Genomic DNA, 24,725 nt, shown 5'->3' with positions numbered 1-24,725 from the left:
GGAGGTCTCCCATGAAAATTTCATTCCGAAAATGGATCCCTGTGATCCTCTGGATGCTCGTGATCTTTCTCCTCTCCCATCAGGACGCCTCCCGGTCGGGCGCCTTAAGCTCCGGGCTCCTTTCTCGAATCCTCAGTCTTCTGGCACCCTTTCTACCGCCGAAGCTCCCGCTGCCCTTGCTGCACCTCGTCCTTCGCAAAGGGGCTCACTTCACCGCGTACCTCATTCTGTCTCTCCTGGTCCTACGGACCCTAGAAGACATACCAAGAGGTTTCCGGCTGAAAGCCCTGCTGCTGTGCGCTTTCTACGCCGTCACCGATGAATTTCATCAGACCTTTATTCCCGGCCGTGCCGGGCTGGTGACGGATGTGCTGATAGACACTTCCGGAGCCGCCCTGGGGATCCTTCTCCAGTGGGGAGGAACCCGCCTCCGCCACGGCAAACCAAAAAATCGAGCCCTTGAACCCCGAAAAGCATCGTAAGCTTTCCGGGGTTTTTAATCGCCCGCTTTTAGCACCTGCTCCACAAAGACATCGACAATACGCGGATCAAACTGGGTTCCCCGGCAGCGTTTCAGCTCCGCAATGGCTTCCTCCAACGTTTTGGTCTTCTGGTAACTCCGGCTGGCCGTCATGGCTTCAAAGGCATCGGCCACGGTGATGATGCGCGACAAGAGCGGGATCTCCTCCCCTGCCAGATGATCCGGGTAGCCTTTTCCGTCCATGCGCTCATGGTGATGAAGAATCACTTTGGCCAGGGAGGAATATTCGTCCACCCCCCGCAGGATCTGGTAGCCCGTCATGGGGTGCTTGCGCACTTCCTCCCACTCCCGATCCGTGAGCTTTTCCGTCTTGTTCAGGGTTTCTGGGGAGATCATGATCTTTCCGATATCATGGAGGGATCCGCTGATTTTGGCATCCTCCACGTCCTTGGGCGGAAGCCCCAGGGCCAGGGCAATGCGCTCGCAGAACTGGGAAACCCGCTCCGTATGGATCTGCTCATAGTCGTACTTGGAGTTGATGTTTCGGAGCACCGTCTCGATGGTGCGGCTTCGCATGATTCGGCCTTTTTTCAGCTTGTTCTTGTACATGTTGTTGTCCGCCAGCTTCTGGATCTCCGTGAGCTCCTGCTCCGGATCCGTCTTCACCGCATAGCCCATGGCCAAGGAAATCATCACGGATTCCATACTGGACTCCAGGGCCAGGGTCTTGATGCGGCTGCGAAGGCACTCCGCTTCCTCCTCCGTGGTGTGGGGAAGCACCAGCACAAACTCATCGCCCCCCACCCGGCAGACCACATCTTCCTCCCGGACGCAGGAGGTGATGATCTCCGCCACTTTTTTCAGGAGAAGATCCCCCATGTCATGGCCAAAGGCATCATTGGTAAGCTTCAGACCGTTGACATCGATGACCATGAGGGCCAAAGGACGGATCTGCGCCTCATCCATGCGGCGGATGATCATTTCCATGTAGCGGCGGTTATAGAGTCCTGTGAGATGGTCGTGGAAGCTCAAATACTCCACCTGTTTCTGCTTCTCCCGTTTATCGGTGATGTCCCAGAAAACAATGACGGCACCGGTAATTTCTCCGCTGCTGTCCCGTATCGGGGCGGCGCTTTCCTCAATGGGCACCAGGAGCCCGTTTCGGGTGGTGATCAGAAGATCCTGCAGCATGAGGACCCGCTCCTCCTGGATGGCTTCCAGGGCAAGGTTGCCTAAATCTTCCAGGGTTTTGTCCTTCCGCAGGGAAAGGATGAGCTCCAGTTTCCGCCCCATGGCTTCTTTCTGGGTCCACCCGGTGAGCTCCTCCGCCACCTGGTTCATGATCGTTACCCGGCCATGGACATCCGTGGCGATGATCCCGTCCCCCACGGACATGAGGGTGGTCTTGAAGATCTCCTTTTCCAGATGAAGGGACTCTTCCATGAGCTTCTTATCCGTGATTTCCCGGGCGGTTCCGGTGTACCCCACGGTCTCCCCTTTGCTGTTCCAGATGGGGGTAACATTGGTGTCAAACCAATGCCAGTGACCCTGGGTATCCTTCAGCCGAAAATCCGGGCTTTCCTGCCGATCCTGGGTATCCCGGACCTTGACAAAGAAAGCCTCCATCTTTTCCGAGTCATCAGGATGTACCAGCACGCGGAAGGACTTTCCGATATGCTCCTTGGCCGAATACCCCAAAAGACTCTGAAAGGCCGGGGAAATGAAGGAAAAGGCTCCTCCGCGCTCAATGCGGTAAAGGATGTCGTGGCTGTTTTCCACCAGGGTCTGGAAGTTTCGCGCACTCTCCACATAGTCCTTTTCCATCTTCTTCAGCTCGGAAACATCCATCATGACTCCGAAAAGCCGCAGGGGCTTGCCTGCCTCATCGTAGCTCAGCACCTTCCCCCGGTCCATGGTTTCGATCCAGTGCCCTTCCTTGTGACGCATACGGCATTCCAGAATCACCTGCTCCTTCTGCCCGCTGCGCAGCTCATGAAATCGCTCCAGGATCATTTCCCGTTCCTCGGGATGGCTGAAGGAGAGAAGCGGATCCTCGGGAAAGCTTTCCATTTCCTCTTGGGTATACCCGAGAATGGCCGCCCACTGGGCGCTGACCTCCCGGCTCCCCGTGGAAAGATTCATCTCCCAGGTGCCCGCCTTGGATACTTCCACGGCATGGCGGTAACGCAGAATGGACTCCTGCAGCTCCTCCTCGGTTTTTCGCTTATCCAGATAGAGCCCCGCCTGGGCGGTGTAGATCTCAATGATTTCCGGATCCCGGAGGAACCGGCCCTGGGGGAGAAGCACCGTGAACTCCCCCAGAAGTTTTCCTTTGCCCAAAAGGGGCATCCGCCAAAGGGTGAACCTTTTCCCCCGCTCGAGAAGAACATCTTCCGGAAGGTCCACCGACGCCATTTCCTCCACGGGAATATGAAGCAAAGGGCTTTGAAGAAGGGCAGCTTCCAGATGAGGCATCTCTTTTGCCACCGTAAAGCGGCCAACCACTCGGAAGACATCTTCCAGGGGACGCCAAAGGCGCAGCAGCGCAAAAGGAGCATGGAGAAGCTGACCCAGCACCGCCGTCATGCCGGCATAGTCGCAGGGTCCGCTTTCCTGTTCATTCCACTGGCGAATTACCCCCAGGATTTTCATGAGCATCTCCACCCGGTGAGGCAGGGAGGATCGGGGATTGATCCCCGATTCCCCGCTTTTTTCATCGTATATCCAACCTTCCATCCCGACTCCTCCACATCCTCAAACTGGCGCTAAGCGCGATCCCTGAACCGCTTTCCTGGACCAATGTCTCCATTATAAAGACTTTTGCCCATCCTTGACAATTTATTTTCCTTTGATGATCAAATCATTTTCCCGGATAACCTTTTCACCGATTTTCGTCCTCTTTACCAAGGGAAAGCAGGCTCTTCAGGTGATGCCCTGTATAGGATTCCGGACAGGCGGCCACCTTTTCCGGTGTCCCCTCCACCAGGATCCGTCCCCCCTCTTCTCCTCCCCGAGGCCCCAGGTCCACCACCCAGTCCGAGGCGGCGATGACCTGCAGCTGGTGCTCGATGACCACCACGGTGTTTCCCGCATCCACCATCTTCTGGAGAAGCAGGAGGAAGTTCTCCACATCCACGGGGTGGAGCCCCGTGGTGGGCTCATCCAGGAGGTACAGTCCCTTTTTTCCTTTGGAGCCCAGGAGCTCCTTAGCCAGCTTCAGCCGCTGTCCCTCTCCCCCGGAGAGGGTGGTGAGGGTTTGTCCCAATTCCAGATACCCCAGCCCCACATCTTTGAGGAGCCTAAGATCCTTCATGAGGCGCCCATGGCCGTGAAAGAGCTCCAACGCTTCCTCCACACTGCACCTTAGCACCTGGTGGACCGAGTGTCCCTTAAAGGTCACCTGGAGCACCTCCGGACTGAACTGCTGCCCACCACACTGGGGGCAGACCACATCGATATCGGCGAAAAACAGCATATTGCTGGAAATGGTGCCCAGGCCCTCACAGCGCTCACAGCGTCCTCCCGGGGTGTTGAAGGAGAAGTCCCCAGCCTGAAGCCCTGCGGCCTTGGCCTGGGGGAGAGCACTGAAGATCTTCCGGATCTCACGGTAAAGCCCGGAATAGGTGGCTACATTGGAGCGTTTCATCCGGGTCAGGGGAGCCTGCTCCACGGTGACGATGTGGGAAAAGACAGCGCAGCCTTCCACCACATCCTCCCCTTTCCCCGGTGGGGTATCTCCGCCGGAAAGCACATCCAAAACCAACGTGGACTTTCCCGATCCCGATACTCCGGTGATGCTGATGAGCCGTCCCACGGGCAGTTCCAGGGACAGATCCTGAAGATTGTTCCGTCGGGCATGGCGAATGTGAAAGGTTTCTTCGGGCCAGGGCCGCCGGGGCATGGAAGTGGCTCCCTGACGGTTCAGGTATGCCCCGGTGACGGAACGGGGATTTTTCCGGATCTCCTCCAGACTGCCCGCTGCCACCAGTTCCCCGCCGCGCTTTCCCGCTCCGGGTCCCAGATCCAGAATGTGGTCCGCCTGGGCCATGACCTCCGGATCGTGCTCAATGACCAGCACCGTGTTCCCCCCGTCCCGGAGCCCTTGGAGAATGGTCAGAATTCCCTGGGTATCCTCGGGATGCAGTCCCACGGTGGGTTCGTCCAGAATATAGAGGAGCCCTTCCATGGTGGAATCCAGGAGAACGGAGAGGCGAAGCCGCTGGGTTTCGCCCCTGGAAAGGGTCCGCATGGCCCGGTCTGCCGTGAGGTAGGAAAGACCCACGGCCCGGATTCGGCGAATTTTCGTGGCCAGATCCTCCACATAGGGCTTTACGAGCGCAAGACTCTTAGGCGAGAGCTTTTCCTGAAAGTTTAGCAGCCACGCTTGAAGTCCCTGGAAGGATTCCCGGGACAGCTCCGGCAGCCGTTTCCCCTGGACGGTGGCCAGGCGGGGCAAGGCAGAAAGCTTCTCGCCGTGGCACTCCCCACAGGGGGAGGTCTTAAAATAGGCGGAGAGATTTCCCGGATTTCCGCCTTTTTCTTCGAGCCTGCGCCAAAGGGTGGTGAGCAGTCCCTCAAAGCGGCCATCGGTGACCCGTTTGGGCACCTCCTTGCCCGGAAAAAGGGTCTTCACTTCTTCGCTTTCCGCGCCATAAAGAAAGATTTCCCGCTGACCGGGGGTAAAATCCTTCACCGAAGTGCTGCCGGAAGGCGGTTCCCCATAATACTGGAAGGCGGCATCCACACTCCTCACCTGATAGTCCCGGTAGGCGTGATCCCAAAAGTCCACTGCCCCTTCGGCTAAGGAAAGATCGGCCTTCAGCACCGCGGGAAGGTCCACCTCCAGCACCTCGCCCAGGCCATGACAGACTGAACAGGCACCTTCCCGGGTATTGAAGGAAAAATGGGTGCGGGTGAGCTTTTCCATGCGGTGGCCGCAGTGGGAGCAGATCATGAAGACCCGAAAATCCTCGGCGGTCTTCTCCACCTCCTCCCGGCAATCCTCCGCCCCGATGAGCGTTCCGCAGGAGGGGCAGGGCCGCTGGGCGAGCTTTTCAAAAATCATGCGCAGATCCGTGTAGAGGTTCGTCAGGGTCCCCACGGTGGACCGGGGATTTCGCTGGGCTTCTCCGGGAGTGATGCGCACCGCCGGAGAAAGATTTCGGGCTTCGTCGATTTTTGGTTTGGCAATGCCCTGAAAGCCCATGGCTTCCAGATACTGCCGCTGGGCTTCCATGAAGAGCACATCCAGGACCAGGGTGGACTTTCCGGAACCGGAAAGTCCCGTGAGCACCACCAGCTGATTCTTTGGAATGGCCACATCCAGATTTTTTAGATTCCCTTCCCGGGCACCGTAGATCCGCAGGACTTTTTGGACTTCCTTTGCCATGACTCTTCCCTCCCTTTTTCTCCTGTTTCCATTGTGCCACAGCCCTTCTTCCTTGTCAGTCCTTCCGGCAAAAAAACCGGGAGGTTTCCCTCCCGGTCTAAATCCCCTCCTTCAGCAGCTCCATGACTTTGGCTTCGCTGACCGGACGGCTGAAGTAGTATCCTTGGAGGGCATCGCAACCGTTCCTTTGGAGGTACTCTTTCTGAATCTTGTTCTCCACACCCTCCGCAATAACGGTGAGCCCCAGTTTGTGGGCCATGGAGATAATGTCCGTGGTGATGAGGTTACGCTCTCCGCCGTGGACAATCTTCTGGATGAAGTGGCGGTCGATTTTCACAATGTCGATGTTCAGTTCGCCGATGCTGGCCAGGGAAGAAAAGCCCGTGCCGAAGTCATCCATGGAGATTTCAATGCCCATGTTCCGGAGCTTCTGAAGCACAGCGTTGATCATGTCATAGTTTTCCAGAAGGACGGTTTCCGTGATCTCCAGCTCCAGATTTCGGGTATTGATCCCCGTGCGGCTGATGATGTCCGCCACCGTATCGGTGAAATCATCCATGAGGAGCTGGATTCCCGAGACATTCACCGCCATGCGCAGATCCTTATAGCCCATGTCCACCAGACGCCGCGTAAAGATACAGGCCTTTTCCAGGATCATGGTGCCCAGGGGAAGAATCAGCTGCTTTTTCTCCGCGATGTCGATGAACTCCGTGGGCGAGACAATGCCAAGCTTCTTCGAGCTCATGCGGGCCAGGGCCTCAAAGCCTACAATGCGGCTGGTCTTCGCATCCACCTTGGGCTGGTACTCCAGATGGATGATCTCTTCTTTGATATCCTTGTAGGAGCGGATGAGTTCAAACTCAATGACCTCCTCCCGCTCGATCTTGTTACGCATTTCGGCGTTGAAGACCATGTGGTCCATGATGCCCTTGTTCAGGTAGGAAATGGTGATGGAGGCGTCCTTCATGAGATCATCCACATTCTTGTAGCGCTCATCGATTTCCACGATCCCCACTTCCGGCCGGATCTGTTTGCTGCTTCGGACATATTGGAAGGGTTTCGCAAAGGCTTCGGTGATGAGGCCCGACAGATCTTCCAGCTGTGTATTCTTTTCATAGCCTTCCACATAGAAGACGAAGCGGTCCGCATTGAAGCGGAAGAGCATGCCTTTCTGTTTCAGGGCTTCCTCCAGACGATGGGATACATCCTTGATGATCTGATCCCCCACTTCAAAGCCCAGGGCGATGTTGATGGTCCGGAAGTTACGCAGGTTGATGAGGAAAATCGCCCGGTTTCCCGCCTTTTTCTGGCCCAGCTTCCCTGCCAGGAACTCCTTCATGTAGACTTCATTGGGCAGGTTGGTCAGGGTATCGTAGTACCCCAGGCGCAGATGCTTCTCTGTCTTTCGGTAAATGATAAAGACGGCTCCTCCCATGAGGACCAGCACGCTGAGGAGAATCCAGAAACCGTAGGAGACCACAGAGAGCGTGGTGTCCACATAACCTTTGGTGCTATACCCGAGGCTCAGGGTTCCCACATTGGCCCCATTGAGAATCACCGGCACATAGACCTGGTAAAGATCCTTCTCCTCCGGATCCGGCATGACATATTCTTCATGGCGCGCCATGGCCTCCAGGATCTTGGGCTCTTCCACCTTGGTGCCTTTGGCTTTTTCCTGGGTGGAGTCTTCGATGGTGGCGTCGACGCCGATGAAATGGGCATATCGGATGGCTTCATTGGACTCAATGTCCAGAAGAAGCTGGGAAAGACCGAAATCCATGACCAGACTGCTGATGTTGTCCACATTGATGCCAATCTGGTAGAAATCCTCATTCCGAAGCCGCACATAGATAAACTTATAGACCCCCGTGCCTTCGATACCCGGTCGAGGCTGGTCGATGCGGGTTTTTTCTCCGCTGATGTTGAAGTTCCAGGCCGGATCCTCCGGCGTCAGAACGAGTCCCTCATATTTTCCGCTGCTGTCCTCCCGGAGTACGCCCTGGGCATCATAGCGGTAGATGACATCCACCCGAAGGGACTCCGACAAAAAGCGGAGCAGCGAGCTGCCCAGGGCTTCCTGACGGGCTCCCATGGACTGGGCCGCCAGCTGCAGCCGTTCATCCACCTGGGCGTAAATGACGTCATTGGCATGCATGGCCTTGTTGAGATACTGGGCATAAACCCGGGCCACACTCACCGTCTCCTGTCGCATATAGTCGTACTTCCTGTCTGTGAGGCCGACGAGCTTGCCATAGACCAGATAGGAGTAAAGAATGGCGACGACGAAGAACGGGATGATGAAATATTTGACATTGACACTTTTATGCTTGAACTTTCTTTTCACAACCTTCTCCCCTGAGTCTCCCATCCCCTTGGAAAAAATATGGAGGCTCCCTCGTCTTCGTTCGGATGTTCTTTCCTGTTATCGGCGGACTTCTCCTTTTGTTAAGAAGTTTTTCGGGAAAATGTTGATTCCTCCGTGATGCCACCCGGGACTAGGGAAGATATCCCCTCATGCTCAGCCCCAGACGCGACTCCCTCCTTTTTTCAAATCTCTGGCTGAAGGTTCACCGGCTTTTCGTGACAGGAAAAGATGTGAATGCTATAATATTTTGAGTAAACCTTTAGTTCATCTTCTCAGGAAGATTCGTTATGCATATTCTTATGGCTTATCAAATAATTCACTCCAGGAGGTATGATCCATGCCAAAAAACTATATGGAAGTTCTGGTGGACAGCATGCTCCCGCCCCTGGTCCGCAGTCATGAGCATCTCAAGGATTGCCTGCGCTGCCAGGAGGATATCCGGGCCATAGCCCTCAACCAGCTCCAGCCCCTCTACATGGTCAGCGACAAGGGCCGGATCTATGCCAAGTTGAAGGAGTTTGACCACCAGTTTCAGTCCGACATCATCCAGGCGCTGTCCCGCGCCATGGCTGTGGTGGAAGATAATCCCCATCATGAGGAGCCTTCCTTTTAGGCGCCTCTTCCCCGATTTATCAGATTTGGAAACAGAAAAGCTCATGGCAGACTTTGCCATGAGCTTTTGACGTCTGGGAAACCGGGAAGCAAAGATCCGGAAGGAAAACCTTTCGGGACTCCCGGAGGTGGCGAACTAAACCGTAACGCTGTTCTTGGCTTGGATCTCTTTAATCTTTTTCCTTTCATAGTCTTCCTCCAGCATGGCCATAAGGAGAACATCACAGTAAGCGCCATCGATGATCTCGGCATCCCGGAGACATCCCTCCAGCTGAAAGCCGGCTTTCTCATAGGCGCGCTTCGCCCGGGGATTAATGGAAAATACTTCCAGTTCGATGCGGTGGAGATGTAGCTCGGTAAACCCATAGTCCACCGTAAGCGCAGTGGCTTCGGATCCGTAGCCTTTGCCGAAGTCTTTCTCCTGGAAAAAAGCGATGCGGAAATTGGCGCGACGAACCTCTTCGTCAATCTCGTTGAGGACGGCTTCCCCCACGAGTCTTCCCTCTTCATTCCAGAGAAGAAAATCCACGCGATCCTCGGCGTTCACGATTCGTACCACATAGCTTTTCAGCTGTTCCCGGGTGACCCCGGCCTTAGTTCCCGTGAGCCTCAGGACTTCGGGATCCTCCTGCTGAAACCCCGATTCGTAGTAAACATCGAAATCCTTCAAGGTCAGGGGCTTCAGGGTAATATGCTTTCCCCGGATGGGGGCGGGACTCTTTTTCATGACTTCTCTCTCCTTCATGGCAGGGTCTCCCCAAAGAATTCTCCTTACGGGGACCTCGTTTCTCATTTTTCATCCTATAGCAGATTGCCCCGAAAAGAAAGATCTTCTCCCTTTGACCGGGGGAAGATCTCTTTTTTTGGATCCTTCAGTCAAATCTAGGGCGTTCCCAGATACTCCAGGAAGAGATACCCGGTTTTTCCGCCATAGGTGGTCTTTCCCCACTCCCCTTCCTCCTTTTCCAGCTCCACCAGAGTCTGGGCGGGGAGGACGATGAGTACGGGACTAGTCAGGGAAGGCGACTCGCGAAGATTCAGGTTTTGAAGGGTCATGCGGTACTGGGGACCTAATGTGACGGGAGTGAGATACTCTTCCCGGCTGTACCCATACCATCCGGCTGTCTCCACTTGTACCCAGCCGCTGTAGAGCATCCAGATCTTCACTACGGTTCCCGCCGGGATGGTGTAGAGCACTTCCGAAGTCAGATCCGGATTCGTACGAAGATGAAGATTCACCGAGGTCTTTCCGTAGGTCACGGGATCCTTCAGCGTGCCGAATTTCCCGGTGACGTCCTGAACCAGTTTCTCCATACGGGTTCGGAATCGAAGAATGCTCTCGCTGCTGTTCTCCTCATAGGGGGCAGCAAAACCTGCACCGTTCAGTTCGCTGTAATAGCGGGCGAGGATCTTGGCCGATTCCGTCTCCGGATGATTTTTAAGAAAGTCCTCGTAAGCCGTTTGAACCTCTGGACGGATCTTCCCTTCTATAATCACCGGCGTATTGACCAGGCCAACCAGGTAGACCCGGAAATAGTTCTGGAACGTCCGCAGGGCATCGTCCTTCACCGCCGGAAGCAGGTCCGCCGAATGCTCCTGGAGAAGCTTTTCCCCCTGGGCCACCCGTTCACCCAGCTCCTTCACGGGAATCCTTAGCCCGCCGTCAGAAGCCCAGAGCCGGTCGGAATCAAGCTGTTTGAAAGCGCCATAAGCGATCATTCCCGGGGACAAGGCCTCTTTATGCTGATCTACGAAGGAAAAATCGATCTGCGGCATTACCGACCCTTCCACCCGAGCAAAGGTATACCCCATCTTGGCAAAACGGTCATAGAGGTCCTTCAGCTCACCTGCGGGAATCTTCTCCACCTGGAGCACATCGGAACCCTCGGCCTCATTATACATAAAGTAAGGTTCCAACTTATTAAACTGCAGGTACTCATCCTGAACTCCCATGAAGCTGTAGGTGCGAAGATACTGAAGATAGGCCATCATGGCGGCGTCATGGTCTCCCTCGCCCCCTTCCTTCAGCAGTGATTCCAGCTTTGGAAGCAGTTCCAGGGGGTCCTTAGCCGTCACCGTGAGCTTCTGAAAGTCCTCCAGGCTCACTGGAGTCTCCGACGGCGTCTCTGCAGGGGTTTCTACCGGGGTCTCCCCGGGACTTTCCGTGGGGGTTTCCCCCGGCGGTGTATCCTTGGCTGTACAGGCGCTAAAAAGGAGCAGTACGGGGAGCAGCAAAACCAGCAGTCGTTTCATGGCATTCTCCTCCTTTCGAAGTCTTCTTGGCTTCAGTATAACGAAGAGGTTTGAAAATTCTGTATCATTCCCATGACAATTCTTCACAATCCTTGATTTTTATCTTTTTGCAATACTTATTTATTGACAATCGATAAATCTATCGCTATAGTAAAGGCAATAACGATGAAATGAGGGAATACCATGTCTATCCGTTCCACTGGCCTTCTCCGGGCTGCTGTCCTCTTCATGGGACTCTTTGTCCTGCTGCTCAGTTTCCTCGCCCTCCCCGCCATCCTCCGGGATGCCCTGGGCTTCTTTCCCCCGTTGGTGATCTATCCCCTGGGGGCTGGGCTTTACCTGACCACGCTGCCTTTCTTCGGTGCCCTGGGACAGGCCTGGAAACTGCTTCGCCTCATCGACAAGGGAGAAGCTTTTACCAGCGCTTCCGTGAAGGCACTCCGGACCATCCGAAACCTCGCCGCAGTCATCACTGTCCTCTATACCCTCTGTCTTCCCCTGTTCTACCTCATGGCGGAGTATGACGACGCCCCAGGCTTTGTCATCATCGGCCTCCTTCCCACCTTCGCCGCCTTTGTCATCGGTGTATTCGCTGCCGTCCTGGAAAAGCTTCTCCAGGAAGCCCTGCAGATCAAGAACGATCTTGATCTCACCATATGAGGTGGCAAAATGACAATCAAGATTAATTTAGATGTCATGCTGGCGAAGCGGAAGATGAGCGTTACAGAACTGTCGGAAAAGGTGGGCATCACCATGGCCAACATTTCCGTGCTGAAGAACGGTAAAGCCAAAGCCATACGCTTTTCCACCCTGGAAGCCATCTGCAAGGCTCTGGACTGTCAGCCCGGAGACCTTTTGGAATACGAAAAAGAAGCGGAAAATTCTTAAGGAGGTGCTCCATGGTTGATCTGTTCATTGTGGGTGCCGGTCCTGCCGGTGCCAATCTGGCCCGCTTGGCGGGGGAGCGGCATCAGGTGCTCCTCCTGGACCAGCGGGATCTGCGCGGGGAGAATCCCCTGAACCGTAAAACCAAATGCTGCGGGGGGCTTCTCGCCCCCGATGCCCAGAAAATCCTCGGGGAAATGGGATTGGGAATCCCCCGGGATGTCCTGGTGGATCCCCAGCTTTTTGCGGTTCGCACTTTGGATGTTTCCAGCGGAGAAGAAGCCCTCTATCAGCGGCACTACTATAATCTGGACCGGGAAAAGTTTGACCGGTGGCTGGTTTCCCTCCTTCCCCCATCGGTGAAGACCTGCTTCAACGCGGTGTATCTCTCCCATGAGGCTATACCGGGAGGTTTTATCGTCCGCTATCGACAAAAGGGTGAGCTTAAGGAGGTCAAGACCAGGCTTCTCATCGGCGCAGACGGCGCTTTCTCCAAAGTTCGCCGCACCCTGGCCCTTCCCCAAAATCCCTCCTCCTATGTGTGCATCCAGGAGGAGTATCCGGCAGAGGATCTTCCCCCATACTTTACCGCCATCTTTGATCTGGCCGTGACGGACTTCTACGGCTGGATCATTCCCAAGGATAACCATCTTCTTTTGGGACTGGCCGTTCCCCAAGGAAAAGATCCTTGGGAAGCCATGGAAAAACTCCGGTCCAGGCTGGCGCTGAAGGGAATCTTTCTCCAAAAGAAAATCCGCACCGAGGGCGCTCACCTTTTGCGTCCCCAGAAAAACAGCCAATTCTCTCCCGGAAAAGACGGCGTACTCCTGGTGGGAGAAGCCTCCGGGGCCATCAGCCCCAGTTCTGCGGAAGGGATCAGCTATGCCCTGCGCACTTCCCTTCTCCTGGCCAAAGCCCTGGAAGAGGGCATTCCCGGTGTTCTTTCCCGCTATGCCAAGAGCCTTTTCCCCCTTCGCCGAAACCTCCTGGGAAAACGGCTGAAGTCCCCCTTCATGTATCAGCCCCGGCTGCGTAAAGCCGTCATGGCTTCGGGGCTTCTCGCCATGAAACCCTTCCACAGCCCCCTTCTCTGGCCTTGTCCGCGATAAGGGAAGCCTTCAAAACTAATCTTCAAGATCATCGATAAGCCAAAGAGGAGATCCCGCGGGATCTCCTCTTTGAGCTTATTGACTTTACTTTAGCTTCAGTTATTCTTCCCCTCTGAGATTTTCGGAGAGAAGAACCGTTGGTTGATCATCCACAAAATGCCGTAGACGGGGATCATCACCATGAGGATTCCGGAGAGGTCCCGGAGGATGGCATAGGTGGACGAGGAACCGCCCAGGACAAGAACGTGACTGAGAATATAGGCCAGGGGCACCAGAGCCAACCTTCGCAAACCTGGACTTCTACGGCGAACCAGGGCCATCGCCCCCAAAACGAGAAGGAGCCCCACCGCAAGAAGCAGATAATAATTAAGAGCCAATCGAGGCAGGGTAATTCTTCCCTCTTCCCCGGTTAAAGGCTGACCATAGATCAACCGATCCGGGAATCCTGAGGCTGAGGAATAATAGACTGCCTCCACCTTTTCTCCATGGGGATTGAGGAGCACCTCTCCTGCCTGGCGGTGGAGCACCCGCTGGTCCCAGAAGCTGTTCCACAGTGTTAATGTGTATTCTCCCCCAGGACCCTGAGAGAGCTCATAGCCCGTCACCTCTTCGCCCAGCACTGCCATGACTTTCCCATCAGCTTCCACAAATCTTAGCTGACTCGGGGAATACTCAAGATAGCGGGGAGCGGTGAGCCAAAGCATGAGGAGCAAGGCGAAAAGCATGGCAATGGCGGCGTAAAGCAGTCCGGTCTTCATCTTCCCGGCTTGAATCCGCTGCTGAATTTTCTGCAGGGGCACAGTACTTCGGTCTTCCGGTAGTGGCGTCGCCGACTTCAGCGCCTGAAGTTCAGTTTGACATAGGGTGCACTGGTGAAGGTGCTCCTCCACCACCCCCTTGCTCTCGTCGCTCAACAGGTCTTCGGTATAAAGGGGCAAGAGATCTTGAATAATGGCACAAGGGATATTCATTGACTTTCCTCCAATTCTTTCCGGATTTTCTTCCGCGCCCGGTGATAGGTGACACAGGCCCAGTTCTCGCTTTTTCCGAAGTGGTTCCCAATGTCCCGGAAGCTAAGTTCCATATAGTGCCGAAGGAGGAAGACTTCATGGTAGGGTTCCTCCAAGGCTGCCAGCGCTGTGGCCATGGCTTCCTGGAGCTCCGCGTTAAGTATCTCCTCCACGGGATCCTCGGTTCCCGGAAGATCCGGAAGGGTGTCCAGATCCACCAGGGGTTTGCGCCTTCTCAACTGGGAATAGTAGGCATTCTTTCCGATCTGGCAGAGCCATACCCGAATATCCGCTTCTCCCCGATATTGGTCTAAGTACTTCATGGCTTGTAGAAAGGTCTCCGCGGTGAGATCTTCCGCCAGGGTCTGGTTTTTGGTGAGTTGCAGCAGATAAACATACACCGGGCGGAAATATTCCCGGTACAGGGCCTCGATTTCGATCACTTTCTCACCTCCTTACCCATAAGACGCAGCGCAGGAGAAAATCTTACAAAAAAAATAGAGAAAAATAGAAAAGGCCAAGAACTCAGTGTTTGTACACAGCAGTCCTTGGCCGAAAGCTACCTTTAAGGCAGGGCAACGGAGAAGTTCAGCCAGAAATCATAAACCTTGGCCTCAGGAAGCGGAACCAGATATCCGCTGGTGTAGATCTGGTACCCTGTGATTCGGCTGTCGGCAAGGAATCGAATTCCCCCCTTGACAAAATCATAGGGCCCATAGGGAAATTGGGAGATGGCATCCGCCACATTGTCCGGGAGCCGGGAAAAGAGTCCCACGTTTTTCTGGGCACCGGTAAGCGCCAGGGCGGTCATGATATTGAGATTGTCATAAGGTGCCAGCCAGGTATCCTTTCCCTGATAGGCGACTCGCGTGGACACCCCCTTTACCTTCTCCCCTTCCAGGTCAAAGGTAAACTGGGGCATATGTCCTTCCCAGGGATCCAGGATAAATACGCCTTGGATCTCCTCTTTTACCCAGGTTCCGTCATTTTTTAGCACTTGTCCCCCCAGATCCACGTCATAGTACTGGACATAGTAATTAAAGTTCTCCACAAATTCCGGCACCGTGAGATTCCCTCGGTTCGGGGGAATGCGCTGGGAGAGAATCAGGACCAAAATGAGGAAAAAGACAGCCACATTCGCTCCAGCCAGAAGTACGCCCTGGATGATCCTGGGCTCTTTCATGGTGTAGAGAGCCTGATCATCCCATACCTGGGGCTGTTCATCCTTCGCCCGCTGGTAAGCTTTGATCAGGGTGTAGAAGTTGTAGAACGGGATATTCAGCCCCATGCCCTTGTGAAAGACGGTTAGGGTCCGGTCAAAAGCTTCATTGTACGACAGAAGATTTCCTTCCCGATTTCGAAGTCTCATGCCCAGCAGGGCTTTTCCTGGGGTGGTGCCCCATTTCGATAGAAAAAGAGGCTCCAGAAGCAGCATGAACCCTGCTGTGATCAATACATCCAGCACCCTTCGCCCCAGGGTTTGGTTAAGAAGATTCCAATGCAGTCCATAAACGAGGAAAGCATTCCACAGGAGGGAGTAGAGGGAGAGGTCCAACATCCGGGCAAGATATCTTCTCCAGGGGGCATAAAGGGGGGTAAAACTATCCCCCGGTACCCCTCGGTTTCCTTTAGATTGCGGGTCTTTGGCTTTCCAGAAAGTCCCTAGCGCCTCTTCATTCAATACCTCAAAATCTGGATTCTCTTCCTTAAGCTTTTGCAGAAGCCCTACGCTAGATTCATCCTCCTCCGGGAGAGCGTCAAGGAGCGCGGACAGATTTCGAAAGCCCCCCTTATAGGCACGGATTTCCGATAGCGGGATCCCCATTTTCCGGAGGAACACGACTTTCTTCAACACGGTAACCGCTTCGGGGGGATAGTTATTCTGTCCAGGCTTTTCTCCAGCAGCACCCAATATCCCTTCTGCAGCATAGAAACGGATGGTTTCTGCAGGAAGACCAGTAGCAAGTTCGAGTTCGTGCAGATTCATGGCATTCTCCTTTATCTCGTTAATAGCTTAAGTATAGCCGATAACGGAAGAATATTCGATGCATTTCTGCAGATATTTCATTAATGTTCAGATTAATCGCATGATACCCCATCGGATCCAGGAAAAGGGATCCCCATCCCCTTCTGTCCTTAACCCTTTTGGGTCATCCGAACAAAGGTCTTCTTTCCGAGCTTCAGCACATCTCCATCTTCCAGGAGTATTGAGCGGTCCTCTTCCCGGAGTTTCACCCCCTGGAGCTGAACTCCGCCTTGACGAAGGAGCCGAAAAAACTCGCCTTTGCTGGAAATCCACCCTTCGCTTTTCAGCAAAGGAACCAGGCTGTCCAGGGACTGGGGGAGCTCGTCCACAAGAAGCTCCGGAACATCCTGGGGAATGGCTTTGTGGCCAAAGGCTGTATCATAGAACACCATGGCTTTCTCCACCTCTTCTTCCGTATGGTAGAGCCCCGTGATCACCGTCGCCAGCCGGTATTTTACATCCCGGGGATTTACCCCCCGTTCCAGTTCATTTTTTACCCTCTCCAGTTCATCGGGATGAATGTCCGTGGCCAGGGCAAAGTACTTCAAAATCAGGGCATCGGGCACCTCCATGACCTTTTTGAACATGACTTCCGGGGCTTCGCTGATTCCGATGTAGTTCCCCATGCTTTTGCTCATTTTCGCCACCCCGTCCAGCCCTTCCAGAATCGGCATGAAGAGCGCCACCTGGGGTTCTTTGCCCAGGGCTTTCTGCAGGGTTCTCCCCATGAGGATATTGAAGGTCTGATCCGTGCCCCCCAGCTCCAGGTCCGCCTCCAGGACCACCGAATCATAGGCTTGCATGAGGGGGTAAAAGAACTCATGGATGCCGATGGGAACTCCCTGCTGGAAGCGATACTTAAAGTCCTCCCGTTCCATCATCCGAGCCACGGTGGTGGTGGAAGCCAGTCTCAGAATCTCCTCAAAGGTCAATGGTGCCAGCCAGGTGCTGTTAAAGACCATCCGGGTCTTCTGCGGATCCAGAACCTTCAGGATCTGTTCGGTATAGGTCTTGGCATTTTCCCGGACCTCTTCTTCCGAAAGGGCGCTCCGCCCTTTGCTTTTTCCCGTGGGATCCCCGATACGGCCCGTGAAGTCCCCAATGACAATGATGGCTTCATGGCCCAGATCCTGGATCTGGCGGATCTTGCGCAGCACCACCGCATGGCCCAAATGGATGTCCGGTGCCGAGGGGTCCAGTCCCAGCTTGATCTTTAAAGGCTTGCCGGTATCCATCCATCGTTCCAGTTTTGCCCGAAGGGCATCCTCCTCTAGGGGAAACTCCACTCCTTTGCTGATTATTCGGATTTGCTCTTCCACACTCTTCATGTTTTCTCTCCTTCTTCCCTTTCATTTTCAAACGACAAAAAACCCGTCCAATTGTCTCCAAAAGGACGGGCATACTCCCGTGTTACCACCTAAATTCATGGCCAGCTCACACTGTCCACCTCATGAAGTACGGCCTAAGCGATACCCCTGCACCTTGCTCACGGTGTGCAATTTCCGTCGCAGCCTACCAGAGATGTACTCCTTCGGTGCGAAACTCCGAGATGTATTCCCTTTTTCGTTCCGTGAGCCTCTCATCAGCCGGCATCTTTCTGTTCGGATCTTTGAAAAAGGTACTGGTTCTCTTCTTCGTTTTTCTCCTGATGTTCAGCCTCACTGGGTGTATCCCTAGACTGAAGTTTTGTCCATCGTATCACGGTCTTGTCCCTGGGTCAAGCCTGGTTACTCTACAATCGTCGCACTGGTCCCACCGGGACTGGTCAGATAGTCGGTGGGATACTCCCCTTTATTAATGTCAAAGACCTTGGTGGTGGTTAAGAACAGATTCTTGTCCTGTTCATCAAAGGAGTCAAAGGTCACCTGGAGGAGGACCAGATCCTCCAGCGGTACAACATCCTTATTCTTGATGTTATTGTACTTACCGGATTTGATCACGGCACTGGAAAGACTGAAAATGTAGACCGGTTTTTTCTGTCCGTAGATGTATCCGATCTCCTGCTTTACGGTGGCCACAGTTCCTTTGGTCACGGTGATTCCATCGGCAAAATCCACGGTGAAGTAGGTCTTGCTGTGATCATCAAACTTTCCGCCAAAGTACACGTTGTAATCATCTGGCCAGAGACTCTCAAAATCACCGGGTGCAGTTTTTTCCCACGCCACGATCTTGGGATTGGCCAGATAGTCATCATCCAGATTGAGAAAGGGCAGCGCTTCTCCCGCCCACTGGGGATTCTTCTGGGCCACAGCCCGTCCGGAGACATCCGTATCCGTGAACCCCAATATCCGGGCGAAGGAATATTGCACATTGATGGTGCAGATAACTTCGATCTGATTGCTGTTTCCTTGGTAGGGGGCCTTTACCGTTGTCCGAATCAACGATCCCCCATTAAGTTTTGCGACGGTATTGGCCGCGCTGATGGCTTCCGCAGTTTTCGGCAAATCCTGAGCTCCTGCTAACGCCGCCGCTTCGGCCGCTGTCTGCATTCGCCGCTTCGCCACTTGAACTGTGCCCACGTCGATGACTAACGCCGCAAACCCGATGAGCACCACCATGGCAAAGGCAAAGATAATCATTACCTGACCGTCTTCCCGTTTAAATTTACTCCAAAACTTTCTCATTTCTAATCCTCCCCACGAGAGAGCCTTCCCGATCCTGCCATGCAGAAGAAGGAGATCACCACATAAGCCAAAATTCGACACCATTTATTTCTAAAAGAGAATAATTTCATTGTTTTCACCCATTATAATTGAAATTCACATAAAAATATATACTGTATGGAGAACTGTTCTTATTATTAACAATTTATTTGTTCTTCAGCAGGATTATACGGTTTTCTCTTGTCATTTCTTGTCGAATTTAGTCATTTTGATTCGTTCCTTTTGGGGAATTCTATGTAAAAGGCATGCCGAAGCAAAAAAAAAAAAAAAGATTCTCTCTCCGAAAAGAGGGAATCTAGAACAACTATTAGTTTTCTGCTGGTGTTATGGTTCAGGCGGAGTCTCAAAGGTTTCCTGAAAAATCCGCTGAAGCCATGTCATGGGAAGTTCCTCCTTCAGCCCAATCTTCAGCATGCCTTTGGGCGTCAGGGTGTACCCGGTAAGGTCATCCGCGTAATTTCGAATCCTCGCCGCCTCCACATTGAGATGGTCCCGAAAGGGGATGATCCGGACAAAGCGGTTTCCTTTTCGATAGGTGGGAAGATTTGCCCAAAGCAACTCTTCCAAGGGCTCTAGCGAACTCTCCAGAACTAACGTCCGGACAGCTAAAAATATCTCTTGAATTTCAGGAGAATAGGCTCCCAATCGATTTTTTACCTGTTCATTCATCCAACTTCTCCTTTTTCACGGCTTTCGAAGATTTGTAGTAAAAGTTCGGAATCTTTCTCCACCTTTCCCGCAGGGCGTGGGCAGCCATCTTGGGACGACGGTCCCGGGTAAAAATCCCCTTCTTGTTCCCATCCACCCGCATAATTCCTTGGATGGTGGCAAAATCTGCAAAGTTCCAGAGCTGTTCCCCGACAAAACCCGGATACTGATCCACCACCTCATGGACAGCGGCATAGAATTCCACCTGATATTCCTCTGTGAACATGGTGGGGGTGGCTAAATGGAGCCCCGCCACGGTGTCTGCGCCATACTCCGTGAGCATCACGGGTTTCCCCAAAGTACTCCAGTAGTCCAGCTCCATTTTTGAGGCCTGCTTTGCCGCATCAAAGTTTCCGCCATAAAGGTACCAGCCGTAATAGCGATTAAGACAGATGACATCCATGAGTGGGAGGGTCAGATCCTTTTGATATTCATTCTGCACCCCCACAATGGTTACGGGTCTCTTTTCCGGATCCAGCGCTTTGGCCAGGTCGTAGAGGGGCTTGTAGTAAGCCACGGACTTTTCCGGAAAAGTGGTGGTGTCCGACTCATTGGCTAAGGACCATAGGACCACACAAGGGTGGTTCTTGTCCCGGGCGATCATGTCCCGAATTACTTCTTCATGGGGCTCCTTCACCTGGAGCACCGAAAAGGTGTCCTGAGGCGTCCCCGTAGCCATGGCCCCAAAATTCGCATGGACACCCACGGCAGGGGTTTCATCAATGACGACGATCCCCTCCCGGTCGCACAGTTCCATCATTTCTTCCGCATGGGGATAATGGCTGGTGCGGAAGGAGTTGGCCCCCAGCCAGCAAAGAAGGGAAAGATCCTTCACGTGGAGCACTTCATCGATGCCTCGCCCATGGAAGGGCGAATCCTCATGGCGACCAAACCCTTTAAAATAAAAGGGCTTGCCATTGATGAGAAATTCTATTCCCCGAACTTCCACGGTGCGAACCCCAAAGGTCTGCTCGTAGCAGTCCTCCCCAAACTCAACTCGCGCCGTATAAAGGTACCCTGCCAAGGGCTGCCAGAGATGAACCGGAGAAATCACAAACTCCCCCTTGTCCCCCACTGCCTGGGCCACTTCCTTGCCTTCTTCGTCCCGGATCAGGAGGCGAACCTCCCCCTGACCCATTGTGTCCACCCGGTAGCTCACCACTGCACGATTTCCTTCCACCCGGGAAACCAAGGTCACATCTTCGATATAGTCCCTGGGGGTAGTGTAAAGCTTCACCGGCCGAGTGATGCCGGCGTAGTTGAAGAAATCAAAATTCGGATAGTTCTGGGGCGGAAGCTGAATCCCCGGGATTTCCGGCAGAAGCCCGCCAAGCATGTTTCCGCCAGAGTCGCTGCCTACGGGCAAGGTTTTCTGGCTCACCCGGTTGTCCACCGACACAGTGAGGCGATTCTTACCCGGACGCAAGACTTCTGTGATTTCCACTTCGAAGGGCAGGAACCCGCCTTGATGCTGAGCCACCCGATGCCCATTGAGATAGACCTGGGCTCCATGGGTCACTGCACCAAACCGAAGGACCAGTCGCTGCTCCTGAAGCACCTTGGGCACTTCCAGCTCCCTTTGATAGAAAACGAAGCCATAATGATCCCGGAAGTTCACCCCCTCCTGCTGGTCATTATAGGATGCCGGAACCGCAATATTTAGCGGGTGGTCCAGGGGACCTTCCACTCAGCGGTCCTCAAGCGCCGATCCGTCATCCAGCTGAAAAGCCCAGATCCCGGATAAATCGACGACACTTCTTGATTCATTGATTCGAGGATACAGCATAATTCTCCCTCCTTCGGGTTCATCGAGGATAGGGTTATCTACGGGTTTCTGATGGAGCTTCTTATTAAATTTGGGGTAATCCTGGGGATTGAATTTTCTCGGCAATGGGACTACACTGAGCCTAAGAAAAGGAAACCTACTTCGGCGATTTTGAGGCAAAGGTAACCATGGCGAAGTATGCTGCTGAACCTCTTTTGCACGGAAAATGGCCCAGGCCCAGAGGAGCCGATCACTCAAAAAAGGAGGCTGAACATGTTGGATGAAAAACGTCTCAATGCCGCCTATGGATCCAATCTCCATCTTCCGCAAATGGCCGGGCGATGCCCCACGGCTTCGGTGGTGGGCAAAGGACTCCTGAAGGGGTACCGTCTCCGCTTCAAAGGGTTGCCTCGTCACGCCTATCTCACCATCGAGCCGGATGCCCAAAGCGAAATCCCCGTTCTGGTCTGGGCTCTTCTTCCTTCGGATGAAGAAGCCTTGGACCGCTATGAAAACTACCCCAAACTCTACACCAAGAAACAAGTTCTCGTGACCATGGATAGCGGGGAGATCGTGGAAGTCATGGTCTACGTCATGATCGACACCTTAACGGATGCCATCGAGATTAACCTTCCCAGTGCCCGTTATCTGGGGGTGGTGCGAGAAGGCTATGCCCAAGCAGGTTTTGACCCCAAGCCCCTGGAGGATGCACTGGCGTTCAGCCAAAAGATTCTCCACTCCCGTCCCTGATTCGTTCAAAAATACTATCATTATTCATCTCCGGAGGGTAAGGCCTCCGGATTTTTTCACTTGGCGAGGTTTCGATTTCGGATGCTTTTAAGCCTCCTCCACGCTCGCTTCAATCTTTACGACAGCCGTTTCCATGGCCTCAATAATCCCCTGAAGCCGCTGATAGGTCGCACTCTCTACTTCATGCTTTTCCTGTCCTTTACGGCATTTCCGGATGATGGAATAAAGCGGTGGCAGCGCTTCCGTTAGCTCCTCCGGAGATAGCGGTAATGAGGAAACCTCCGACTGCAGAGCCGTTTCTGCCACCAGGAGGGCTTGGATCCGGTTTCGCAAAAGAGAATGCTGGGACGACCCTTCCGGAAACTTACCTACCATCTGCTGGCAGTTCCTTCGGGTGGCTTCCAGGGTCTTCATCGCTCTTTCTTCCTTATGTTGAACTGTTTTCGTCATGGGTTCACTTCCTTTTTGGTCTTCATCGCCTTAACTATCGCCTCTGCGGCCACATTGCCCGTGAGAATGGACAGCGAAAGGCCAGCGGGACTGAACGTCCATTGGCCAACGGACAGCCATGGCGTATCAGGGTGTCGATGGCCTCTTGATTTTCGTGAAGCGGTGCTCTTCCAGGATTTCTCCGTACAAGGCAAACCCTCATGCCAGAAGGTGTTGACCAGCCCTCCGGGTTTCTTTCCTCTCTCCAAAAGGAGGGTCTTTACGCCTACCGGGAGAGATAGACTGCGGCGGTGAGCTCAGCGGCTCCGCCACCTGGGATGATGACCTCATCGTCATTCCCCATGGTGTCCTTCCTCCAGCATACGGATCACGGCTCGAATCTCCACAGCATCTTTTCCTTCCAGCGCCTGGATGCAGTGTTCTTCCATGGCCAAAAGGACAGACTCCTCCGCAGGATGACTCTTCCAAAGCCTTGCTGCACCTTTTAGGTTTCCCACGGCGGTGCGCCGAAGGATCCCGGGAATATCCCAGGCGGTACTGCAGGTGGGTTTCTCGCAGAATCGGCAGCGCATGGCCTTTTGAAGAAGAGGGCGCAGGGTTTCCGGGTACTCTTCGTATAAACGTTTCTTGGTGAAGGGTTTCTCCACCATATGCACCACATTCTTTCGATCCGGATCATGAACAAAGGGATCAAGACCCCGTTTCTTCAGTACCGCATTGGCAGCGGAAACCCCGGATCCCGTCACCGTGGGAGTTCCCGTGCCCATGACGGTGGACTCCCCGCAGCAGAAGAGATTTTCCCAGGTGGTGCGGGTATGGAGGCGTTTGAACATATGCTGACCCAGCATCTGTTTGGGCCCAGCCACAGCTCCGCCATTTTTCAAAGTATATCGTTCAATGGTCCGCGGGGTAGCCAGCTCGGCATGGCGAACCGCTTGGGTGAATCCCGGGAATCGCTTCTCCAGAACCTCCAGGAGCCGCTGGACTTCCGCTTTCTTTTGCTCCTGATACCCCTCCTGATCTGCCCTTTTCCAGTTGATAAAGCTGGGGCCGATGGCAGTCACCGTATGCTCATCTTCTCCACAAAGACTTCGATCATCGATGCTGAGAAGATATACCGTCACTTCGCTTTCATCGAGCTTTTCCGGATTGCCCACCAGCATTTCAATGGGCAGGGTATCTTCGGGGATCACCCTTTTGTCCACGACTGTATAGAGGACGACACTGGGATAGGTGGGCACCTGAGAAAGAATCCGGTCCCGCTCCTTCGGCGTGGTCACCTCCGGATCCAGAAGTTTACCAAAGAGGTTCCAGGAGGTTCCGGAGTAGATGTAGTCTCTGGCCGTGAGCACTTCCCCCGTATGGAGCCGAACCCCGGTAATCTTTTTCCCTTCCGTGAGAAAGGCCGTGACTTCATGTTTCGGAATCATGACGCCCCCATGCTCTTCAATCACTTTCTCCAGCTTCCCGGGAAGAAACAACGTGGAGCCTGCCGGATAATAGCTGCCGCCCACATGGTTGTCCACAAACATCACCGCCGCCAACACCGCCGGGGATTCTTCCACGGTGGCATAGCAGTAGGTGGAGGTCAGCTTGTCAAAGAAACGGAAGATCTCGGGACCCTCAAAATACTGTTCCAGGAGGCTTCGGGCACTCTGATTGAGATACCCTAAAAACCGGGCATAGGACACGGGGTGCTTCATGAGCCCCTTGAACCCCGTCCAGGGGTCCGTCTCATCGGCGGTGGAATAGGTGGGATTATCCACCATGATATGGGTGTAGAGTTTTTCCATGGCTCCGTAAAACCTTTGAATATTGGCTTTTTCCGAGGGGAAAACCCGAGATAACTCCTCCATAAATGCCGGAAGATCACGAAAAAAGCGGACTCTTTGCCCCTCGTAGTTCACGGCATAGAGCTCATCATGGCGGATCATGGCGATGGGCTGTTCCAAACAGTTGAAGACAAATCGGTGCGCATTGAACCCGGCTTCGCCGAACCCATAGAGCATGGCTGCGCCCTGATCAAAAATAACCTCCCTTCGTTTAAATACACCGCAGGATCCCCCGGGATGTTGACTTTTGTCGATGACAGCCACGGAGAGTCCCCGTTTCGCCAAAAGTGCCCCGGCTGTAAGTCCGGAGAGTCCTCCCCCCACAATGATCACCTCATAATCCATATCCGTTCCCCCTCACCCGCCAGCATTCCTAATCAACGGGCCAAAAACTCTGTCGATCAACGCAGCGTGTATTCTTGTCTTC

The 24,725-nt window shown here is 53.8% G+C and carries 20 protein-coding genes and 1 other annotated feature; of the genes, 6 read left to right on the top strand and 14 right to left on the bottom strand.

Annotated features, from left to right (window positions below):
• Window positions 1-11 precede the first annotated feature (11 nt).
• Window positions 12-482 carry a VanZ family protein gene (locus KCG48_RS02405; RefSeq protein ID WP_211799698.1) on the top strand — a complete coding sequence of 157 codons (471 nt, stop codon included), beginning with the start codon at window positions 12-14 and terminating at the stop codon, window positions 480-482.
• Window positions 483-496: 14 nt separating this feature from the next.
• On the opposite strand, the gene KCG48_RS02400 is transcribed toward KCG48_RS02405, so the two are convergent.
• From KCG48_RS02400 to KCG48_RS14960, 3 genes are all read right to left on the bottom strand, one after another.
• A complete protein-coding gene (locus KCG48_RS02400) occupies window positions 497-3,217 on the bottom strand; it encodes a PAS domain S-box protein (protein WP_211799697.1) in 2,721 nt (906 codons plus the stop codon).
• A 145-nt stretch (window positions 3,218-3,362) separates the two neighbouring features.
• Complete coding sequence (gene uvrA, locus KCG48_RS02395) at window positions 3,363-5,870, bottom strand: excinuclease ABC subunit UvrA (RefSeq protein WP_211799696.1); 2,508 nt, start codon at window positions 5,868-5,870, stop codon at window positions 3,363-3,365.
• Between the two features lie 97 nt (window positions 5,871-5,967).
• Entirely contained in the window at window positions 5,968-8,214 is a 2,247-nt protein-coding gene (locus KCG48_RS14960) for a putative bifunctional diguanylate cyclase/phosphodiesterase (protein ID WP_211799695.1), read from the bottom strand.
• A gap of 358 nt (window positions 8,215-8,572) precedes the next feature.
• Between KCG48_RS14960 and KCG48_RS02385 the strand changes: the two genes are divergently transcribed.
• Window positions 8,573-8,848, top strand: a complete 276-nt coding sequence (locus KCG48_RS02385; protein ID WP_211799694.1) for a late competence development ComFB family protein — start codon at window positions 8,573-8,575, stop codon at window positions 8,846-8,848.
• Between the two features lie 135 nt (window positions 8,849-8,983).
• Here KCG48_RS02385 and KCG48_RS02380 read toward each other — a convergent pair whose 3' ends face one another.
• Both KCG48_RS02380 and KCG48_RS02375 read right to left on the bottom strand, forming a co-directional pair.
• Window positions 8,984-9,592 (bottom strand): GNAT family N-acetyltransferase, encoded by a 609-nt coding sequence (locus KCG48_RS02380; protein WP_211799693.1) that lies wholly within the window; start codon window positions 9,590-9,592, stop codon window positions 8,984-8,986.
• Window positions 9,593-9,729: 137 nt separating this feature from the next.
• On the bottom strand, window positions 9,730-11,100 hold the full coding sequence (locus tag KCG48_RS02375; RefSeq protein ID WP_211799692.1) for an SH3 domain-containing protein: 1,371 nt from the start codon (window positions 11,098-11,100) through the stop codon (window positions 9,730-9,732).
• A gap of 183 nt (window positions 11,101-11,283) precedes the next feature.
• On the opposite strand from KCG48_RS02375, the gene KCG48_RS02370 reads away from it, so the two are divergent.
• Genes KCG48_RS02370 through KCG48_RS02360 form a run of 3 tightly spaced genes read left to right on the top strand, consistent with a single transcriptional unit; the run spans window position 11,284 to window position 13,094 of the window.
• Window positions 11,284-11,760, top strand: a complete 477-nt coding sequence (locus tag KCG48_RS02370) for a DUF2975 domain-containing protein (protein ID WP_211799691.1) — start codon at window positions 11,284-11,286, stop codon at window positions 11,758-11,760.
• A gap of 9 nt (window positions 11,761-11,769) precedes the next feature.
• Window positions 11,770-11,988, top strand: a complete 219-nt coding sequence (locus KCG48_RS02365) for a helix-turn-helix domain-containing protein (RefSeq protein ID WP_211799690.1) — start codon at window positions 11,770-11,772, stop codon at window positions 11,986-11,988.
• An 11-nt stretch (window positions 11,989-11,999) separates the two neighbouring features.
• Window positions 12,000-13,094: an FAD-binding protein gene (locus tag KCG48_RS02360; RefSeq protein ID WP_211799689.1), complete on the top strand. Its 1,095-nt coding sequence runs from the start codon at window positions 12,000-12,002 to the stop codon at window positions 13,092-13,094.
• Window positions 13,095-13,189: 95 nt separating this feature from the next.
• Here KCG48_RS02360 and KCG48_RS02355 read toward each other — a convergent pair whose 3' ends face one another.
• From KCG48_RS02355 to uidA, 7 genes are all read right to left on the bottom strand, one after another.
• Window positions 13,190-14,065: a zf-HC2 domain-containing protein gene (locus KCG48_RS02355; RefSeq protein WP_211799688.1), complete on the bottom strand. Its 876-nt coding sequence runs from the start codon at window positions 14,063-14,065 to the stop codon at window positions 13,190-13,192.
• A complete protein-coding gene (locus KCG48_RS02350) occupies window positions 14,062-14,547 on the bottom strand; it encodes an RNA polymerase sigma factor (RefSeq protein WP_211799687.1) in 486 nt (161 codons plus the stop codon). The genes KCG48_RS02355 and KCG48_RS02350 overlap by 4 nt, the downstream gene beginning before the upstream one ends.
• 122 nt (window positions 14,548-14,669) lie before the next feature.
• Window positions 14,670-16,091: an RDD family protein gene (locus tag KCG48_RS02345; RefSeq protein ID WP_211799686.1), complete on the bottom strand. Its 1,422-nt coding sequence runs from the start codon at window positions 16,089-16,091 to the stop codon at window positions 14,670-14,672.
• A 149-nt stretch (window positions 16,092-16,240) separates the two neighbouring features.
• Window positions 16,241-17,458 carry a tyrosine--tRNA ligase gene (tyrS, locus tag KCG48_RS02340; RefSeq protein WP_211799685.1) on the bottom strand — a complete coding sequence of 406 codons (1,218 nt, stop codon included), beginning with the start codon at window positions 17,456-17,458 and terminating at the stop codon, window positions 16,241-16,243.
• 58 nt (window positions 17,459-17,516) lie between these two features.
• Window positions 17,517-17,774, bottom strand: a binding site (T-box leader).
• An 83-nt stretch (window positions 17,775-17,857) separates the two neighbouring features.
• A complete protein-coding gene (locus KCG48_RS02335) occupies window positions 17,858-18,754 on the bottom strand; it encodes a Tad domain-containing protein (RefSeq protein WP_211799684.1) in 897 nt (298 codons plus the stop codon).
• Between the two features lie 363 nt (window positions 18,755-19,117).
• The gene (locus KCG48_RS02330; RefSeq protein WP_211799683.1) at window positions 19,118-19,462 is read right to left on the bottom strand and encodes a hypothetical protein; all 345 of its coding nucleotides are present in this window, start codon (window positions 19,460-19,462) and stop codon (window positions 19,118-19,120) included.
• A complete protein-coding gene (uidA, locus tag KCG48_RS02325) occupies window positions 19,455-21,188 on the bottom strand; it encodes a beta-glucuronidase (protein WP_408004684.1) in 1,734 nt (577 codons plus the stop codon). The genes KCG48_RS02330 and uidA overlap by 8 nt, the downstream gene beginning before the upstream one ends.
• A 351-nt stretch (window positions 21,189-21,539) precedes the next feature.
• On the opposite strand from uidA, the gene KCG48_RS02320 reads away from it, so the two are divergent.
• A complete protein-coding gene (locus KCG48_RS02320) occupies window positions 21,540-22,016 on the top strand; it encodes a gamma-glutamylcyclotransferase family protein (protein WP_211799682.1) in 477 nt (158 codons plus the stop codon).
• An 87-nt stretch (window positions 22,017-22,103) separates the two neighbouring features.
• On the opposite strand, the gene KCG48_RS02315 is transcribed toward KCG48_RS02320, so the two are convergent.
• The gene (locus KCG48_RS02315) at window positions 22,104-22,466 is read right to left on the bottom strand and encodes a hypothetical protein (protein ID WP_211799681.1); all 363 of its coding nucleotides are present in this window, start codon (window positions 22,464-22,466) and stop codon (window positions 22,104-22,106) included.
• A 332-nt stretch (window positions 22,467-22,798) separates the two neighbouring features.
• The gene (locus KCG48_RS02310; protein ID WP_211799680.1) at window positions 22,799-24,643 is read right to left on the bottom strand and encodes an FAD-dependent oxidoreductase; all 1,845 of its coding nucleotides are present in this window, start codon (window positions 24,641-24,643) and stop codon (window positions 22,799-22,801) included.
• Window positions 24,644-24,725: the final 82 nt, after the last annotated feature.

The sequence above is a fragment of the Proteiniclasticum sediminis genome (assembly GCF_018128025.1).
In the GTDB taxonomy this organism is placed as follows: Bacteria; Bacillota; Clostridia; order Clostridiales; family Clostridiaceae; genus Proteiniclasticum; species Proteiniclasticum sediminis.
Note: the sequence above shows the minus strand (reverse complement) of the source record. Positions and strands in the feature narration are given on the sequence as shown.